This is a genomic window from Streptomyces tibetensis, from assembly GCF_007655005.1.
GTDB classification, from domain to species: Bacteria; Actinomycetota; Actinomycetes; order Streptomycetales; family Streptomycetaceae; genus Streptomyces; species Streptomyces tibetensis.
On record NZ_SZVW01000002.1, the window covers coordinates 368,273 to 386,023 of the forward strand.

Sequence of the window (17,751 nt, forward strand, 5' to 3'; positions counted from 1 at the left end):
AGTTGACGTGAAGATGGTTGTTTGAATCACTCCTGCCGTGCAGGATGGGGCTCCCCCCAGCGCACCTCGTAGGAGCCCCATGCGCGTCACCTCTGTCGAGTCGACCGAGCTCTTCACCGGGACCACCGAACACCCGCTCCAGGTCGTGGCCGTCGAGCTGAGCCACACCCCGGGCCGGGCCGTCCGGCTCACCGTGGAGGGCCCCGGCCTCAGCGGTACCGCCGAGACCACCGTGGGTGAGGACGGCACCGTACGCGCCGAGATACCCGTCACCGGCGAGGACCTGGTCCCCGGCGACCGCCGCGAGATCACGGTCAGCGCCGCGGACGGGGACGACGTCACCACCCGCACGGGCGAGTTCACCGCGGCCCAGCCCGGCTGGACGATGTTCATGGTCAGCCACTTCCACTACGACCCCGTCTGGTGGAACACCCAGGGCGCCTACACCGAGACCTGGGACGTCGCCGACGACCCGGCGTCGAGCGGCCTGCCCGCCCGCACCTTCGACTCGCGCGGCCAGTCCGGCATGAGCCTGGTGCGGGCCCACTGCGACCTGGCCCGCCGCGACCCGGCGTACACCTTCGTCCTCGCGGAGGTCGACTACCTGAAGCCCTACTGGGACGCCTACCCGGAGGAGCGGGCCTTCCTGCGGCAGCTGATCCGCACCGGCCGCGTGGAGATCATGGGCGGCACCTACAACGAGCCCAACACCAACCTCACCGGCGCCGAGGCGACGATCCGCAACGCCCTGTACGGCGACGGCTTCCAGCGCGGGATCCTCGGGGCCCGCCCCGAAACCGCCTGGCAGCTGGACGCGTTCGGGCACGATCCGCAGTTCCCGGGGCTGATGGCGGACGCGGGACTCGGTTCCAGCTCCTGGGCGCGCGGGCCGTTCCACCAGTGGGGGCCGACCCTGTCGGTGTTCGGCGAGGAGCCGAGGGACCCGGGCCGGATGCAGTTCCCGGCCGAGTTCGACTGGATCGCCCCCTCGGGACGCGGGCTGCTGACGGCGTACATGGTCAACCACTACGGCGCCGGCTGGGCGATCGACAACGCCCCCACCCTGCCCGAGGCGGAAGCCGCCGCGTACACGCTCTTCCGGCGGCTCAAGCAGGTCGCGCTCACCCGCAACGTGCTGCTCCCGGTCGGCGGGGACTACGCGCCGCCGTGCCGCTGGGTGATGGACATCCACCGCGACTGGAACGCCCGCTACGTCTGGCCCCGCTTCATCAGCGCGATCCCCCGGGACTTCTTCGCCGCCGTACGGGCGGAGCTGGAGGCGGAGGGCCGCAAGGCCTCCCCGCAGACCCGCGACATGAACCCGGTGTACACCGGCAAGGACGTCTCCTACATCGACACCAAGCAGGCCCAGCGGTACGGGGAGACCCTCCTCGCCGACGCCGAGGCCTGGGCGACGCTCGCCTCGCTCGTCACCGGCCGGCCGTATCCGGACGCGGCCCTGGACAAGGCCTGGCGGCAACTCGTCTACGGCGCCCACCACGACGCCATCACCGGCTCCGAGTCGGACCAGGTGTACATCGACCTGATGACCGGCTGGCGCGAACTGCACGACCTGGCCGTGCGCGTGCACGCGGACGCCACCCAGGCCCTGGCCGACCAGGTCACTCCCGGCGACGCCTCCGACCTGGTCGTCTTCAACTCCGCGACCTGGCCCCGGCGGGATGTACTGACGGTCGACGACCCGGGCCTCGTGCCGCGGGATCTCCCCGCGGTCCGCGAGGACGGCCGGCTCCACGTCGTCGTCCCGGAGGTGCCCGGCATGGGCCTGAAGGCGCTGCCGCTCGCCGAGGGCACCGTCCCCGGCTGGGAGCCCGCCGACGGCCTCACCATCCGCAACGAGTTCTACGAGGTGACGGTCGACCCGGCGCGCGGCGGCGGGGTGAGCGGTCTGCGCGCCCTGACCGAGGGCGGGCGGGAGCTGCTGCGCCCCGGGGACATCGGCAACGAGATCGTCGTCCAGGAGGAGTATCCGAGGCACCCGCGCTTCGGCGAGGGCCCCTGGCACCTCACCCCGACCGGCACGACCGCCGCCCGCGGCCGGGACGTGACCGCCGAGGTGCGCACCGAGCGCTCCGCGGCCGGCTCCCGCATCACCGTGACCGCCGACCTCGGCCTCTTCCGGTACACCCAGCGGCTGACGCTGTGGCGGGGCGTGGACCGGCTCGACCTCACGACGACCGTCGACGGGTACGACGGCGAGGACCGGCTGATCCGGGTGCGCTGGCCGTCGGACGTGCGGGGCGGGCTGCCGGTGCACGAGGTGGCGGACGCGGTGATCGGGCGCGGCTTCGGGTTCGTGGAGGTGGACAGCGAACGGTTCCCCTGGACGCTGGACAACCCGGCGAACACCTGGTTCGGCCTCGGCTCCACCGCCCGGGTCGCCGTCCACGACGACTCCGGCACCCTCCTCGGCCACCGGTCCATCGGCGTCGCCGAACTCGTCTACCCGGACTGGGACATCGCGGGCGAGCTCGGCGCCCCGCTCGCGGCGGCCCTGGTCCGCGCCGGGGTCACGGCGACCTCGACCATCGCGGGCGGCCCCCGCTACGGCGACCTGGAGGTCGACTCCAACCTCCCCGACATCCGGATCACCGTCGGCGGCCCCGAGCGCAACGCCGTGACCGCCGAGGCGCTCGGCTGGGACCCGGCGGCCGGACGGGAACTCAGGCGGCAACTCGCCGAGCGGGGCGTGGCGGCCGTCTGGGTCGCGCCGCGCGCCTGTCTGCGCGAGGAGTGGATCCCCGGGGCGGACCTGCGCGACCTGGAGCGCCTGCCGCTGCTGGTGGTGGCGGGTGCCCGCGCCGAGGACGACGCCAAGGCGGTCGACGCGCTGATCGCCGACCTGGACGACTTCACGGTGATGGCGACGGCGGCCGGCGGTGGCGAGGCCCTGCCTCCCGGTGACGCCTGGGACGGCCGCAGCTTCGCCGTCCTCAACCGGGGCACACCCGGCTGCGTGATCACCTCCGCCGGCGACCTCTACATGTCCCTGATGCGTTCCTGCACCGGCTGGCCCTCCGGGATCTGGATCGACCCGCCGCGCCGGACCGCCCCCGACGGCTCGGGGTTCCAGCTCCAGCGCTGGTCCCACACGTTCGAGTACGCCGTCGTCGCGGGCACCGGCGACTGGCGGGACCTGCGGCTGCCGCGGGCGGGCCACGCGTACAACCGCCCGCTCACGGCACGGCTGCGGCGGTCCCCCGGCGGCTCCCTGCCCCGCGACTCGGTCCTGCTGGGGCTGGAGCCGGCCGGCGAGGTGCTCCTCGACGCGCTCAAGCCGGCCGGCTCCCCGCTGGCCCGGGGCAGCGAGGCGCGCGTGGATCCGGGGCGGGGCGTCGTCGTCCGCGTGCACGAGGTCGACGGACGCCCGGTGCGGGCACGGGTGACCGGGCCGGTCGCCTGGGCGTCGGGCGCCCGCGCCGATGTCCTGGAGACACCCGGGACACCCCTTGCCCCGGACGGTGAGGGCGTTCTCGAAGCCGACCTGACCGGCTTCGAGGTCGCCACGCTCCTGGCCGCACCGGCGACCGGCACGACACCGTCACCGGGCCCCGGCGTCGATGCCCACGAGCCCGCGCAGCCCGTCGCCACCCGCTACTGGCTGCACAACTCCGGCCCGGCGCCCCGCGGCAACATGCCGGTGGCCGTCTGCCTCTCCCCCGCCACCCTCACCGCCGGCGGGCCCGTCACCGCGACGGTGCGGGTCTCCTCGGAGCTGACCGACGCCTCGGCGTCCGGCACGGTGACCTTCGAGGTACCGCCGGGCTGGACCACCGAACCCGCCGAACTGCCCTACGCCCTCGGCCCGTCCGGCTTCACCCTCACGGACGTCACGGTCACACCGCCCCCGGAGCCCGAGCCCGGCCGCCACTGGCTGGCCGCCCGGCTGTCGTACGGCGGCCAGACGTACGAGGACGTCGTCGCCCTGGACGTCCCGGGCGGGCACACCGGCCCGACCCTGGTGGCGGACCTGGCGGTCGACCGGGTGACCGTCCGCCGGGGCGAACGGGCCAGGGTCCCCGTGACCCTGCGCAATCCCACCCGCGGCCCCGTCAACGGCACGCTCTGGGCTGTCTCCTCGTGGGGCACCTGGCCCGGCGTCACCCCGGGCTGCCAGGGCTTCACGGTGCCGGGCGGGGAGCAGACCGAGTCCGTGATCGAGGTCGACGGCGACGCGGTGCCCCCGGGTTCGTACTGGCTGATGGCGAAGGCGGCCTGGCACGGCTGCGTGGCGTACACGGAGGCGGTGGAGCTGGTGGTGACGCCATGACCGGGGACTACGCGGCCAGCGTTCAGGGCGACCCGATCCCGAAGGACCGCGTGGCGGCCTTCTTGAACGCCGGCCCGACCTCGCCCTTCAGGGACGCGGGGCTGCATCGCTCGGCGACTCCGCCGCGGGGCGCGAGCAGCCCCCACGGCTCCGCACAGGCAAGAAGACACCGCCAGCAACGGCGCTGGGCGACCCAGGTGGTCCTCACGGACGAACTCGCCCGCCGGGCCTGCGCGGAACGCGGCCTCCCCCCACCGGACGGCCTCGAACCGATGCACCTCCTCCCCGTCCCGGAAACCGACGTGGCCGATCTCGGCAGCATCGTCGCCGCAGTCCTCGCCCACTCCCCGGCCGCCCGGGCCCTCCTCGCCGACCTGGAACGGGAACAGCACATCCCCGAACCGGCCGTTCGCGACTACTACGACCGCAACCGGGACCGCTTCCTCACCCCCGACGCCCTGCGCCGCGGCGTCGACCCCTACGACGATCCGGCGCCCACGGACCTTCGGCCGTACCGGCAGGTCCGCGACGGCATCGCGCAGGAGTTGCTCCGGGCAGCGGCCCGGCGCGCGTTCTTCACCTGGCTCGACGAGGCCCGGGCCGGCGTCGCGTACGCCGAGGGCCACGAGCACCCCGGCGACCCCTCGCACCCGGACCACGAACACCGGCACTGATCGCCGCAAGCAACCGAACAGCAACACGGCAAACCATTGACCTCCGATGAATTCTGGTCCACATTTTCATCAACCGAAGTCCAACTTGGTGATTTGAGCCAGCACCGACTGGCCCCAGGAGGGCAGCAATGCGCACAAGAAGACTCACCGGATCCCTGACCTGTCTGGTCGTCCTGACGCTGACGGCGGCCGGCTGCGGCCTGGCCGGCGGTGGTTCCGGCGACGGCGACACCACCGCCGGCGGCTGCAAGGTCGACAAGGGCAACGTCGGTTCCGGCAAGCTCTCCGGCGAGGTCAAGGGAAAGATCACCTTCCAGACCACCAACCTGAAGAAGGACTTCGGGAAGTACTTCAACGGAGTCATCGACGCCTTCGAGCAGGCCCACCCCGGCACGAAGATCAACTGGATCGACGACCCGGGCGACGCCACCTTCACCCAGCGCCTGGTCGCCGACGCGCAGGGCTGCACCCTGCCGGACGTGGTGAACATCAACGTCAACACGGCGGTGGCGCTGACGAAGAACGGTTACCTGCTGAACCTGGACGACAAGGCTCCGGACGCGGGCAAGCCGTTCTCCGCCGCCATGTGGAAGTCGAGCATGTACGCCGACGCGGACGGCAAGAACGTGCACAGCGTGCTGCCCTGGTACTCCGGCGGCATCGTGCAGACCTTCAACACCGCCCTGATGAAGAAGGCGGGCCTGGACCCGGCGAAACCTCCGACGACCGTCCTCGGGCTGTTCGACGACGCGGAGAAGGTCGCCAAGGCGTCCGGCGGCAAGTACTACGCGTTCCTCGCCAACCCGCAGCTGCGCATCCCGGCCGACTGGCAGCAGATGGGCATCGAGGTCCTGTCCGAGGACGGCAAGAAGTTCACCTTCGCCGACGACCCGAAGACGGCGCAGTGGGTCGAGGCCATGACCAAGCTCTACAAGGCCGGCGGCATGCCCCGGGACTCGCTGTCCTCCACCCAGGACCCGGCCAACGTCTACGGCCAGGGCAAGCTGGTCTACGGACCCACCAACCCGAACTTCCTGCGGTTCATCCAGCAGAACAACCCGAGCGTCTACAAGAAGACCGGCGTGGCCCGCTTCATGCTGGACGCCCTCGGCCACACCGTCGGCGCCCCGCAGTACATCGGTGTCGCCTCCACCAGCAAGAACGCCTCCACGGCGCTGGCCTTCGCGCAGTTTTTGACCAACGCGAAGAACCAGCTGGAATGGGCCAAGGACCCGAACGTCGTCATCTTCCCCTCCACCACGGCCTCCCTCGACGACCCGTTCTTCCAGTCGGTCAAGGGCGACGACCCGTTCGCCGAGGCCCGCAAGATCGTCGCCGGTGACCGCAAGACCGCCACGGCCGACGAGATCGCCCTGACACCCGGTGAACTGAACGCCATATCGGCCCAGATCCAGCTGGCCATGCAGGGCAAGAAGAGTGCCGAGGACGCGCTCAAGGAGGCGCAGTCCAAGGCGAACCAGCTGATCGAGCAGGGCAGTTGAGGATGACGCAACCGACCGTGCACCAGGTGCCCGTGACCGCTCCCCCGGGCGCGGGCGCCCGGGGCCCCGGCGCCTCCTCCCCGGCCTCGCCGGGGCCGCTGCGCCGCGCCCTCCGCTCCGTGACGCCCGGCCCGAGCGCGGACGCGGGGGGCGCGGCGCTCTACCGCCGCTGGTGGCTGCCGTGGCTGTGGATGACCCCGGCGATCGTCGGCGCGACCGTGTTCGGGGTCTTCCCGTTCCTCAACACGGTCGTCGTCTCCTTCACCGACGCCAAGCCGCTGGGCGGGGCGTACGACGTCGTCGGCCTGGCCAACTACCGCCGGATGCTGGGCGATCCGGACTTCTGGCTGGCCACCCGCAACAGCCTGCTGTACGCGCTGATCGTCGTCCCGCTGATGGTGCTGCTGCCGCTGCTGCTCGCGATCCTCGTGGAGAAGAACCTGCCGGGCATCGGCTTCTTCCGCTCCGCGTTCTACACGCCCGTCCTCGCCTCCAGCGTGGTCGTGGGCCTGAGCTGGCAGTGGCTGCTGAGCGACCAGGGGCTGGTCAACACCTGGCTGCTCAAGGCCCACATCATCCGCGAGGCCATCCCGTTCCTGTCGGACTCGTGGCTGATCCTGCTGTCCGCGATGGGCCTGACGCTGTGGAAGGGCCTCGGCTGGTACATGATCTTCTACCTGGCGGCCCTCGGGAACGTGCCCCGGGAGCTGCACGAGGCGGCGGCCGTGGACGGGGCGGGTGCCGTGCGCCGGTTCTGGAACGTCACGGTGCCCGGCGTGCGCCAGTCGATGATGCTGGTCGGCACCCTGACCGGCATCGGCTCCCTGCGGGTCTTCACCGAGATCTACATGCTCGGCGGCTCGACCGGCGGCCCCGGCGGCGCCGACCGCACCCTCCCCTTCTACATCCGCGACGTCGGCCTCGATCCGCTCACCGGCAACGCCGGCTACGGCGCGGCCGTCAGCGTCGCCCTGTTCGCCCTGACCCTTGGCCTCACGCTGCTCGCCCAGCGCCTGACGAAGGAGGACGAGTCATGACGACCGCCGTCGACAAGCGCCGACGTCCGATGCCCCGCTGGCGGGACTACGGCCGCCCCCGCGAACTGGTCCTGCGCTACCTGCTGCTGCTGTTCGCCCTGTTCATCACCGTGGGCCCGCTGCTGTGGCAGCTGCTGTCGTCCCTCAAGGGCGCGGGCGAGGACGTCTTCGGCTCGGGTGCGTCCCTGTTCCCGCACCACCCCTCGCTGCGGGCGTACCGCGAGGTCTTCGCCCAGGTGCCGGTGTGGACGTACATCCGCAACAGCGTCATCGTGGCCCTGCTGTCCATCACCAGCCAGCTCGTCTTCTCCACCATGGCCGGCTACATGCTGTCCAAGCCCGGCTGGAAGGGCCGCAAGCTGGTCTGGATCGTGCTGCTGGCGTCCATGATGTTCCCCTTCGAGTCGATCATGGTGTCGCTGTTCCTGAGCATCCGGGACATGGGTCTGGTCGACAACCTGGCCGGCGTCTGGCTGCCCGGCTTCGTGGCCGCGATCAACGTCCTCATCATGCGGGCCGCGTTCCTCGCCGTGCCGCGCGAGATCGAGGACGCGGCCATGCTGGACGGGGCGGGCGAGTGGAAACGCTTCCGCCACCTGTATCTGCCCTCCGCCTACGGCGCGATCCTCGTCGTCACCATCAACACCTTCATCAGCGCCTGGGACGACTTCCTGTGGCCGCTGATCGTGCTGCGCACCGAGGGCCACTTCACGCTGACGCTGGGTCTGGCGAGGCTGCAGTCGTCGTCGTTCGGCTACGACCAGCGGATGGTGATGGCCGGCTCGGTGATCTCCGTGATCCCGGTGCTGGTGCTGTTCGTCATCACCCAGCGGTGGTTCTACAAGGGCGTCTCGTCCGGTGCCGTGAAGCTCTGATCGACCCGGAGCCCGACCGGTACGGCGGTCAGGGCCCGGCACGCCGACTCCGCGACACGGATCTCGACGGTGCCGGGCAGGACCGCCGTCTCCAGGTCCGTCCCGACCTGGGCGAGTTGCTCCGGCCCGAGCACGAAGGCGACGGTGCGGCACTCCCCCGGCTCCAGGTCGACGGCCCTGAAGCCCCTCAGCTCGAGCGTGCGCGGCCAGACGGGGGTGACGAGCCTGCGCAGGTACAGCTGGGCGACGGTGCGCCCGTGCCGCTGCCCGGTGTTGGTGATGTCGACCTCGACCGTGCGCCCCGACAGCCGGGGCGGGCCGTAGGCGAAGCGGGTGTACGACAGTCCGTGGCCGAATCCGAACAGCGGCTCGGCGCTGTCGTCGACGTAGCCGCCGTACTCGGTGTCCTTGTGGTTGTAGTGGACGGGCAGGTGCCCGGCCGAGCGGGGCACGGAGACCGGCAGCCGGCCCACCGGATCGGCCCGGCCGAGCAGCACGTCCGCGATCGCCTCACCGCCCCAGGGGCCCGGGTACCAGGCGGTGAGCAGCGCGGCGGCCCGCTCGGCCGCCTCGGGGACGGCGTGCGGGCGGCCCTGGACCAGGACGACGACCGTCGGTGTGCCCGTCGCGATGACGGCGTCGAGCAGGGTGTGCTGGGCGGCGCCGAGCCGGATGCCCGCGAGGTCGGCTCCCTCGCCGCAGGTCATCTCGGACACGGCGGTGCGCGCGGCCCCGTTGGCGTCGAACTCGGTGTCCGGCGTCCGGGCGCTGCTGCCGCCCAGTACCAGCACGGCCAGGTCGGCCGCGGCTGCCTCGGTGATCGCGGCGGGGATGCCGGACAGGTCTCCGCCGGTCAGGGCGCACCCCCGGGTGTGGCGGATGTCGATGCCGGTGCGTCGCAGGGCGTCGAGGACGCTGGTGCCGGTGCCCGGGCGCTGGGGCGCGGTGTAGTCGCCCAGTTGGTGGGCGACGGTGTCGGCGTGCGGCCCCAGGACCGCGACGCTGGAGGCGGCCGTCAGGGGCAGTACGCCCTGGTCGTCGTGGAGCAGGGTGACGGCGGCACGGGCGAGCGCGGTGCTCAGCTCGCGCCCGGCGGCGGGGTCCGGGAAGGGGCAGGGGCCATAGGGCTGTTCGAACAGCCCGAGGCGGAACTTGAGGCGCAGCACCCGCGCGACGGCCCGGTCCAGGTCCTCCTCGCTCACCAGCCCGCGCGCGACCGCCTCCTCGAGATGCGTGAAGCCCTCGTCCCACAGACTCAGGTCGACCCCGGCCCGCAGCGCGAGGGCGCCCGCGGAGACCGTGTCACCGGTGATGCGGGCCAGCCGGTCCACGGCCAGTCCGTCCGCCATGACGAGTCCCTCGAAGCCCCAGCGTTCGCGCAGCAGCCCGGTGAGCAGGGCGCGGTTGCCGGAGCAGGGCATCCCGTCGACCTCGTTGTAGGCGGCCATGACGGCGGCGGCTCCGGCCCGGACACCGGCGCGGGCGGCGGGGAGATGGATCTCGTGCAGTTCCCGGGGCCCGAGTTCGGACTCGGCGGAGTTGCGGCCGCCGACGGTGGCGCCCTGCCCGGCGAAGTGCTTGAGGACGACGGGTGCCTTGTCGGGGGCGAAGAGCCCGCCCGGCTCCTGCTCCCCCTGCATGCCACGGACGAGCGCCTCGGTGAGCCGGGCGGCCAGGTAGGGGTCCTCGCCGAAACACTCCTCGGTCCGGCCCCAGCGCGGGTCCCGGGCGATGTCGAGGGCGGAGACCAGGGCGACATGCCCGCCGCGGGCGCGGAGTTCGGCCGCGGCATGGGCCGCGGCCCGCTCGTACAGGCCGGGGTCCCAGGTGGCGCCGACGGCCAGGTTGACGGGCAGGACGGTGCCGTCGAGGGCCATGTGGCCGTGCGGCACCTCCTCGACGAACAGGGCCGGGATGCCGAGCCGGCTGCGTTCGACGACATGGCGCTGGACGAGGTGGGCCAGTTCGGCTCCGTCCTCGGCGCCGGAGCCGGTGGTGTGGTCGACGCCGGACCAGGCGTCGGCGCGCAGCAGCCCGTACAGGGCGCCGAGTCCGGCGAAGCGCTCGGTCTCGGCGAGGAGGGCCTCGGTGAGTTCGAAACCGCCAGTGGGGGTGCGGCGGTAGGCGTCCCAGCCGTACATCCGCTGGTTGAGCTGGCCGGCCTTCTCACGCAGGGTCATCCGCGCAAGCAGGTCGCCGACGCGGGCCTCGAGAGGGGCGGTGGGGTCGCGGTAGAGGAGCGTGGTGACGGTCATGTGCGGCCCTCGTGGGCGAGGCGGGCCAGGGCGACGGCGCCCCGGCAGCCGTCGGGCACCCAGTCGAGGGTGAGGCGGAGGGCGTGCAGACGGGCTTCGAGGCGGGTGGTGAGGGGGCCGTCGGGCCCGAGCAGTCCGCCGGTGGCGACGATCCGCTCCCCGGGGCCGGGCTCCAGGGCCCGTACGGTCTCGGTGAGCCGGTCGGCCGCCTCGTCCAGGATGGCCAGGGCGACGGCGTCCCCGGCGGCCCGGGCCCCTTCGGCGACCAGGGGGGCGAGCCGTGCCAGCCGGATGGGCGGCTCGGCCATGACGGCGGGGAGCAGATGCCGGCGGTAGGCCTCGCGGTCCGGGCGGGACCAGGGCGTCTCGTCGTGGGGCGGGAGCGCGTGCCCGGCGGCGCCCGGGGCGTCGGCGGCGTCACCGGCCTCGTACGGGGCGTCCTCCCCGAGCGGCCGGACCACGACACCGCCGGCCGGGGCGAGCGAGGGCCCGCCGGGCAGCACCTCCTCCGGCACGCCCAGCTCCCTGCCCACCGTCCCGGCCAGTACCGTCGGCGCGCCCCTGCCGTCGGCCATCCGCAGCGCGGCCCGTACCGCGGCCCTGCCGATCCAGAAGCCGCTGCCGTCGTCGCCGAGGAGCCAGCCGTCTCCGTCGACGGTGGCGACCCCGCGGCGGCCGGTGATCCGCAGGGCGACCGCGCCCGTGCCGGCCACCAGCGCGAGCCCGTCGGCGGGGGTTCCCGGGGCGGAGGCGAAGGCCGCCTCGATGTCGCTGCCGATGACGGGCGGACCGGCGTCGATGCCCAGCAGGCGCAGGGCGGCGGTGAGGGCGGCCAGGGCGTTGCGCCGCCCCGGCTCGTCCTCGGCGGCGCCGGTCGCGCCGGCGAAGCCGCCGGCCACGACCACGACCCTGCCCCGGTCCGGCTCCGGCACGGCTCGCCCGACGGCTTCGGCGAGATGCTCGGTGAGCTGCGGCACGGGAACGGTCAGGGCGTTGCCCGGCCCGGCGGCGCCCTCGCCGAGCGGACGTCCGTCGGCGGCGTCCGCGAGGACCGCCCGGGTCCGGGTGCCGCCCGCGTCGAGACCGATCACCAGGGTGGAGGCGCTCCGGCATTCCTGGTTCAATTCATTACCCATCGCCGACTATGGTGATTGATGCATTCACCCAGGGCAAGACCCGACCCGAGGAGGATCCCATCCCTACGCTCCGCTTCGGCGTCAACTACACGCCCCGCCGCGGCTGGTTCCACGCCTGGCACGACTTCGACCCGGCGCACGCCCGCGAGGACCTGGAACAGATCGCCGCGCTGGGCCTGGACCACGTCCGGGTCTTCCACCTGTGGCCGCTCCTGCAGCCCAACCGCACCCTCATCCGCCCCGCGGCCGTGGACCAGCTGGCGCGCCTGGTGGACCTCGCGGCCGAGGCCGGTCTCGACGTCCTGGTGGACGGCGTGCAGGGCCATCTGTCCAGTTTCGACTTCTACCCGGAGTGGACCCGCAGCTGGCACCACCGGAACGTGTTCACCGACCCGGAGGCCGTCGCCGCCCAGGCCGAGCTGATGCGGACCCTCGGCCGTGCCCTGGCCGGCCGCCCCAACCTCATCGGTCTCCAGCTGGGCAACGAGCTCAACAACCTGGTCGAGCACAACCCGGTGACCGCGGACGAGGTGGACCACTACCTCGACACGCTGCTGGCCGCGGCCCGCGAGCACCTGCCCCCGGGGCGGCTCGCGACCCACTCCGCCTACGACGCCGCCTGGTACGGCGACGACCACCCCTTCACCCCCGAGGCCTCGGCCCGCAAGGGCGACGTCACCACCGTCCACCCCTGGGTGTTCTCCGGCGACTGCGCCCGCCGCTACGGCCCCCGCTCCCCGCAGGTGCTGCACCTCGCCGAGTACGGCACGGAACTCGCCAAGGCCTACGCCGAGGACCCGGACCGCCCGGTCTGGGTCCAGGAGACGGGGGCCCCGGAGCCGCACATCCCGGCGGCGGACGCCCCGGACTTCGCGCGGGCGACCGTGCGCAACGCGGCCGGGTGCGAGGGGCTGTGGGGTGTCACCTGGTGGTGCTCCCACGACGTGGACCGCGCCCTCGCCGACTACCCGGAACTGGAGTACACGCTGGGTCTGTTCGACTCCCGGGGCCGCGCCAAGCCGATCGCGACCGCCCTGGCCGAGACCGTCGCCGAGGTCCGCGCGGGGCATCACCCGGCCCGCCCCCGCGAGACGGCCCTGGTCCTGGACTGCACGCCGTCCACCCGCTCCGTCTCCGGCCCGGGCGGCGCGTTCTTCGAGGCGTGGACGGACCTGCGGGCGGCGGGCGACCACCCCGCGGTGGTCCTGGCCGGGCGGGCGGACGACGCCGCGTACCTGGCGGCCCGCGGCATCAAGGAGGTCGTACGGGTGCCGTGAGGCGTACAGGTGCCGCGCCGTGAGGTCGCACGGGCGCCGTGAAGCGTACAAGCGCCGCGCCGTGAGGCCGCACGGGCGCCGTGAAGCGTACAAGCGCCGCGCCGTGAAGCAGTCGTACGCGTGCCGTGAGGCGGTACGGGGCCCGTGAGCGCTCAGCCGGCCGCCAGCACCTCGGCGACGGCCCGCAGGTTCACCCGCCCCCGTCCGTAGGAGCAGAGCGCGCCGCCCTCCGGCAGCCCGGTGTCGACCGCCGTGGCATCGGGCCGCCGGGCCAGCAGGGCGGCGCGCAGCCGCTGCTGCCAGGGGTGCAGTCCGGCATCGCAGGTGGCGACGACGAGGGGTGCGTCACCGCAGGCGCGCAGGATCTCCTCCAGGACGGCGGCCGGGTCCGCCGGCTCTCCGGGGACCGCCGTGCCCGTCGCCGTGGGGTCCACGGCGCGCACCTCGGTCAGCAGGTCCTCGCCACCCCAGTTGAGCGCGGGGTGCGGCGGCGGGAACAGGTCGGCGACGTGGGCGCCCCGTACGGCCGGCGGCACCGGCCGGCCGCGGACGGCCCGGCGGGCGGCCTCGAGACCGGCCTCCGCGTCCCAGCCGCCGACCGACCCGGCCGGGGCGGCGTACCGTTCGGCCAGCCGCCGCACCCGCCCGGCGGCTTCGCGTACCCGCTGCTCGGGCAGCACTTCGGAGGCCAGCGCGCCGAGCACCGCGTCCCGGCAGTCCAGGGTGACCTCCAGCTCCGGCACGGCCACGACGACCTGGTCGGCACCGGCCGCCAGGGCGATCCGCGCCCCGGCGGCCTCGCCGTAGCGGTCGGAGATCGCCTTCATCTCCAGCGCGTCGCTGACCAGGACCCCGTCGAAGTCCAGCTCGTGGCGGAGCAGATCACCCAGGATGCGGCGGCTCAGGGTGGCGGGCCGCTCCGGGTCCAGCTCCGGGAAGACGACGTGCGCGCTCATGATCATCGGCACGCCCGCGGCGACGGCCGCGCTGAACGGTTCGAGATCGGCCCGCAGTTCCTCGCGCGACCGCGGGTCGACGGCGATGCCGTGGTGGCTGTCGGTCTCGGTGCCGCCGTGGCCGGGGAAGTGCTTGGCGCAGGAGGCGACGCCGCGCCGCTCGGTGGCGGTGATCCACGCCCGCAGATGCCGCGCGGCGAGCGCGGGCTCAGCACCGAAGGCCCGGGTGCGCACGATCGGGTTGCGGGGGTGGTGCTGGAGGTCGGCGACCGGGGCGTAGGAGGCGGTGATGCCGAGGGCGGCCAGATGCCCGGCGAGCGCGTCGGCGCAGCGGGCGGTGAGGGCCGGATCGTCGACGACACCGAGGGCGTAGGAGCCGGGGACGTCCGGTGCGCCCGCACTCACCAGGTGGCCGATGCCACCGCCCTCGTTGTCGATGCCCACCAGCAGGTCGGGCCGCAGGGACCGCAGCGCGTCGGTGAGCCCGCGGACCTGCTCCGCGTCGCGGACGTTCCGCGTGAAGAGGATGACCCCGCCGAGGCCCCGGTCGATGAGCCGCTTGAGCGGATCGGGCACGGTCGTGGTGCCGGCGAAACCGGCGACGAGACAACGATGGGCGGCCTCGTCGAGGCCGTGGGGCAAGGGCGCGGAGTGGGTCACCCCGGGAATACTCTGGCTCGGTCAACCAAATGTCAACATCTTGATGGATCGTCCATTCAAGGGCCCGCCGTCACGGAGAAGCGGAAACGTTCATGAAGTTCGTTCGTCACCCACTCGCACCCCATCGGCAGCGGTTAATCTCATAGGTCACCGAAGGTTAACGGGGGGTTGCCCATGGTGAAGGACCATCGCACGCCGCCGGACTGCCCTGGGGGCCACGACGGCATGCCGGGGAGCGACGCCGGGCGCCACCTGCAGAACCAGCTCGAGATCCTCATCCAGGACTTCCGCAGGAGCACCGAACCGCCGATGCCGGTGTTCGTGGTGCACGCCCAGGAGGGCCGGGACGACGACGCGGTGGCCGGGCTGGTCCGGCAGCTGCACGCGGGCCAGGAAGCGCACGGCACCCGCTGCGCGCTGACGCAGGACGCCTACGAGGGCGCCACCGAGGTGCGCCGGGCCGCGGCCCTGGTGCGGGCGTTGAGCGACCCGCGGAAGTGGGGCGGCCCGAAGGCGCTCTACCGGCGCTACGCGTTCCCGCGGCTGCGGCTGGTGCACGCCATCGACGACGCGGTCGCGGCACTCGGCGACAGCTGGCCGGCGCCCGCCCCGGGCAGCCCCGAGGCGGGGCAGGACCAGCGGCTGCGGCTGCTGAACGAGCTGGCACAGCAGCGCTGGCGGCCGAAGAACACGGCCCGCTGGCGTTCCGGCCTGCCGCTGTTCGACATGGCCCACATCCTCCCGGCGAGCCTCGTGACCGTCCTGGCCGCGCTCCTCGCCCGCAGCGAGTGGTACGTCGCGGTCGGCGCCGGCCTCGTCTTCCTGCTGCTGCTGACCGTCCTCAACTACGTCCTGCCGGGCCGGGCCCCGATCTTCCTGTGGCTGCGCCGGGAGAGCCGCTGGTTCATGACGACGACGTTCCTGAGGGCGGCGGACCAGGAGGAGTCCACCGAGGTGTCGCTGCTGCGGCCGGTCCGCTCCTGGAAGGCGATCGCGGCCCGGGCCTACGACGTCGCCGAGGCGCTCACGGCGGGCGGCGACTTCCATCTCCAGCTGTGTGTCCTCGCGCTGCGCGAGGACCTGCGGGACAACCACCGCCGCTGGAGCTGGGACCTGCGCGGCTTCAAACGGCCGCGGCCGCCGATGCTCTTCCTGCCCCACGCGGACGACCGCAACGGCGGCATCGAGCTGATCCGGGCCATCAGCGACGTCCGCAGCCGGCGCAGCGAGCTCGACCCGCTGCTCGTGGTGGCCGCGGTGCGCAACGACGACGTGCCGCGCCTGGAGCGCAGTGTCGTCCAAGCCCCGCCCGCCCCGGAAGCGACGCCGCCGACGTTCGGCGTCCGGCTGCGCACCTGGTACCAGGAGTGGGGCCGCAACCTGCGCGCCGAGCAGTCACCCAGCCGGGAGCGGTCCGTCCTGCCGTGGGTGATGAAGATTCCGCTGCCGCACGACCAGCTGGGCCCGCTCGAGGAGGGCCGCCACCATCTGCGGGCCTCCTCCCGGCCGACGCTCGCCCGGCTGGTGTGGGCCCTGCACACGCTGGTCCTGGTCGTCGCCCTGCTCACCGCCGCCACCGTCATGCGGGCCGACGCCCTGCACGACCGGTACTGCTCGGCGTCCGTGCTGACCGCCAATCGGGACACCCGGCGCGAGGCGGCGCCCGACGGCAGCACGGAGTGCATCGGCATAGCGACGCACGACGTCCGCTTCGCCGACTGGCTGCCCGCACCCGAGCCCGGCGACGACGTCAAGGCGCTCGACGCCGACGAAGGGGCGCCCTGGACGGTGGCCGACCTGGAGGACCGCATCGCCCGGCAGAACGCAGGCGTCCTCGCGGACCACCCCGGCAAGTACGTCACCGTCGTCTACGCCGGGCCGCTCAGCGCCGACGCCTCGGCCGGCTCCTCCCTCGTGAAGGGCGCCGAGGAGCTGGCGGGCGTGTATCTGGCGCAGGCCGTCATCAACGAGAACTCCAGTGTGAAGCTGCGGGTCCTGATCGCCAACGGCGGCGTCGACCTGGGCCACCAGGAGGAGATGGCCGAGGCGATCGCCGCGTACGCCGCCCACGACCCGACCGTGGTGGGCGTCGTCGGCACCGGCCGCGACCTGAAGTCGAGCCGGGCGACGATCCGCACCCTGATGCGGGCCGGCCTGCCGGTCGTCTCCGGCACGAACTCCGCGACCTATCTGCCCCGCGAGTTCGCCAACTGGTTCAGCCTGGCCGCCACCGACGAGTGGCAGACCCGGCAACTCGGCCTGATCGCCGCCCAGTTGCGCACGCCCGGCCGGCGGCAGTACGCCCTCGTCCTGGCCCGTGACACGGCGAGGACCGACGACCTCTACACCGACGAACAGGCGCGCTACGGCCAGGAGATGCTGCGACGGCAGGGCTTCACCCCGCTCGATCAGCGCCGCTACACCCTCAGCGGCGGCAAGCCCGAGCTCCGCTCGCACGCCCAGGAGATCTGCCGGGGCGGCCGGGTCCCGTCCGTCATCTACTTCGCGGGCCGGGTGGAGGACATCGACCCCCTGATGACCCAGCTGGGCACCGAGCCGGGCTGCGCCGGCAAGCCGCTGGCCATCCTCACCGGCGACGACCTGTCCAAGGCCGACTTCGCCGGCGGCGGCCAGTCCGTCGCGCCGAAGGTCACGCTGTACCACGCGGCCCTCGCGGAGCTGCGGACGGCCGCCAAGGGGACGGCCTTCTACCTGGACGCCGCCAAGCACCTGCCCGGACTGCGCGGCCACCGCCTGCGCTACGACAGCCCCGCCCTGGCAAGCGGCCAGACCGCCCTCTCCCATGACGCGACCCGCGCCCTGTTCTGGGCGGCCACCCGCGGCGACCGGCCGCAGAGCCGCGCCTCGACCTGGGTGAACCTGCGCAGCGTCAAGATCGAGGGCATGGCCACCGGCACCATCGACTTCACCGGCGCCCCGCTCTACGGCGACCGCACCGGACACAGCATCGTCCTGAAGGAGGTCCGCCGCGACGACGACGGCACCTCCGACACCCACGTGCTGTGCAGTCGCATCGCGGGCGACACGAAGCGCCTCACCCAGAAGGAGTGCCGGATCCGCTGAGCGC

At 73.2% G+C, this 17,751-nt stretch carries 10 protein-coding genes; 7 read left to right on the top strand and 3 right to left on the bottom strand.

Annotated elements, in window-relative coordinates:
• The first annotated feature begins 79 nt into the window (after positions 1 to 79).
• The 5 genes from FDO69_RS04090 to FDO69_RS04110 all read left to right on the top strand — a co-directional run bounded on the left by FDO69_RS04090 (position 80) and on the right by FDO69_RS04110 (position 8,379).
• Positions 80 to 4,291, top strand: coding sequence for a glycoside hydrolase family 38 N-terminal domain-containing protein (locus FDO69_RS04090; protein ID WP_104778269.1), 4,212 nt, complete (start codon positions 80 to 82; stop codon positions 4,289 to 4,291).
• The gene (locus FDO69_RS04095; protein WP_104778271.1) at positions 4,288 to 4,965 is read left to right on the top strand and encodes a malonyl CoA-ACP transacylase; all 678 of its coding nucleotides are present in this window, start codon (positions 4,288 to 4,290) and stop codon (positions 4,963 to 4,965) included. The genes FDO69_RS04090 and FDO69_RS04095 overlap by 4 nt, the downstream gene beginning before the upstream one ends.
• 128 nt (positions 4,966 to 5,093) lie before the next feature.
• Positions 5,094 to 6,467 carry an extracellular solute-binding protein gene (locus FDO69_RS04100; RefSeq protein ID WP_170320834.1) on the top strand — a complete coding sequence of 458 codons (1,374 nt, stop codon included), beginning with the start codon at positions 5,094 to 5,096 and terminating at the stop codon, positions 6,465 to 6,467.
• A gap of 2 nt (positions 6,468 to 6,469) precedes the next feature.
• Positions 6,470 to 7,504 (top strand): carbohydrate ABC transporter permease, encoded by a 1,035-nt coding sequence (locus FDO69_RS04105; RefSeq protein WP_234387835.1) that lies wholly within the window; start codon positions 6,470 to 6,472, stop codon positions 7,502 to 7,504.
• The gene (locus tag FDO69_RS04110) at positions 7,501 to 8,379 is read left to right on the top strand and encodes a carbohydrate ABC transporter permease (RefSeq protein WP_104778273.1); all 879 of its coding nucleotides are present in this window, start codon (positions 7,501 to 7,503) and stop codon (positions 8,377 to 8,379) included. Before FDO69_RS04105 ends, FDO69_RS04110 begins: the two co-directional genes overlap by 4 nt.
• Here the strand turns inward: FDO69_RS04110 and FDO69_RS04115 are convergent.
• A complete protein-coding gene (locus tag FDO69_RS04115) occupies positions 8,343 to 10,634 on the bottom strand; it encodes a glycoside hydrolase family 3 N-terminal domain-containing protein (protein WP_104778275.1) in 2,292 nt (763 codons plus the stop codon). The two genes, FDO69_RS04110 and FDO69_RS04115, sit on opposite strands and share 37 nt — an antisense overlap.
• The gene (locus FDO69_RS04120; RefSeq protein WP_104778277.1) at positions 10,631 to 11,770 is read right to left on the bottom strand and encodes an N-acetylglucosamine kinase; all 1,140 of its coding nucleotides are present in this window, start codon (positions 11,768 to 11,770) and stop codon (positions 10,631 to 10,633) included. The genes FDO69_RS04115 and FDO69_RS04120 overlap by 4 nt, the downstream gene beginning before the upstream one ends.
• A gap of 8 nt (positions 11,771 to 11,778) precedes the next feature.
• Here FDO69_RS04120 and FDO69_RS04125 point away from each other — a divergent pair, with 8 nt between their 5' ends.
• On the top strand, positions 11,779 to 13,047 hold the full coding sequence (locus tag FDO69_RS04125) for a glycoside hydrolase 5 family protein (protein ID WP_104778279.1): 1,269 nt from the start codon (positions 11,779 to 11,781) through the stop codon (positions 13,045 to 13,047).
• A gap of 152 nt (positions 13,048 to 13,199) precedes the next feature.
• On the opposite strand, the gene FDO69_RS04130 is transcribed toward FDO69_RS04125, so the two are convergent.
• Positions 13,200 to 14,663 (bottom strand): glycoside hydrolase family 3 N-terminal domain-containing protein, encoded by a 1,464-nt coding sequence (locus FDO69_RS04130; RefSeq protein ID WP_234387836.1) that lies wholly within the window; start codon positions 14,661 to 14,663, stop codon positions 13,200 to 13,202.
• 174 nt (positions 14,664 to 14,837) lie between these two features.
• Between FDO69_RS04130 and FDO69_RS04135 the strand changes: the two genes are divergently transcribed.
• A complete protein-coding gene (locus tag FDO69_RS04135; RefSeq protein WP_104778282.1) occupies positions 14,838 to 17,747 on the top strand; it encodes an ABC transporter substrate-binding protein in 2,910 nt (969 codons plus the stop codon).
• The last annotated feature ends 4 nt before the right edge of the window (positions 17,748 to 17,751 follow it).

Excerpts from the sequence above, each read along its gene's own strand:
- FDO69_RS04100 (WP_170320834.1), top strand. The coding sequence starts at position 5,094 with ATGCGCACAAGAAGACTCACCGGATCCCTGACCTGTCTGGTCGTCCTG.
- FDO69_RS04120 (WP_104778277.1), bottom strand. The coding sequence starts at position 11,770 with ATGGGTAATGAATTGAACCAGGAATGCCGGAGCGCCTCCACCCTGGTG.
- FDO69_RS04105 (WP_234387835.1), top strand. The coding sequence starts at position 6,470 with ATGACGCAACCGACCGTGCACCAGGTGCCCGTGACCGCTCCCCCGGGC.
- FDO69_RS04125 (WP_104778279.1), top strand. The coding sequence starts at position 11,779 with ATGGTGATTGATGCATTCACCCAGGGCAAGACCCGACCCGAGGAGGAT.
- FDO69_RS04110 (WP_104778273.1), top strand. The coding sequence starts at position 7,501 with ATGACGACCGCCGTCGACAAGCGCCGACGTCCGATGCCCCGCTGGCGG.
- FDO69_RS04095 (WP_104778271.1), top strand. The coding sequence starts at position 4,288 with ATGACCGGGGACTACGCGGCCAGCGTTCAGGGCGACCCGATCCCGAAG.
- FDO69_RS04090 (WP_104778269.1), top strand. The coding sequence starts at position 80 with ATGCGCGTCACCTCTGTCGAGTCGACCGAGCTCTTCACCGGGACCACC.
- FDO69_RS04135 (WP_104778282.1), top strand. The coding sequence starts at position 14,838 with ATGGTGAAGGACCATCGCACGCCGCCGGACTGCCCTGGGGGCCACGAC.
- FDO69_RS04115 (WP_104778275.1), bottom strand. The coding sequence starts at position 10,634 with ATGACCGTCACCACGCTCCTCTACCGCGACCCCACCGCCCCTCTCGAG.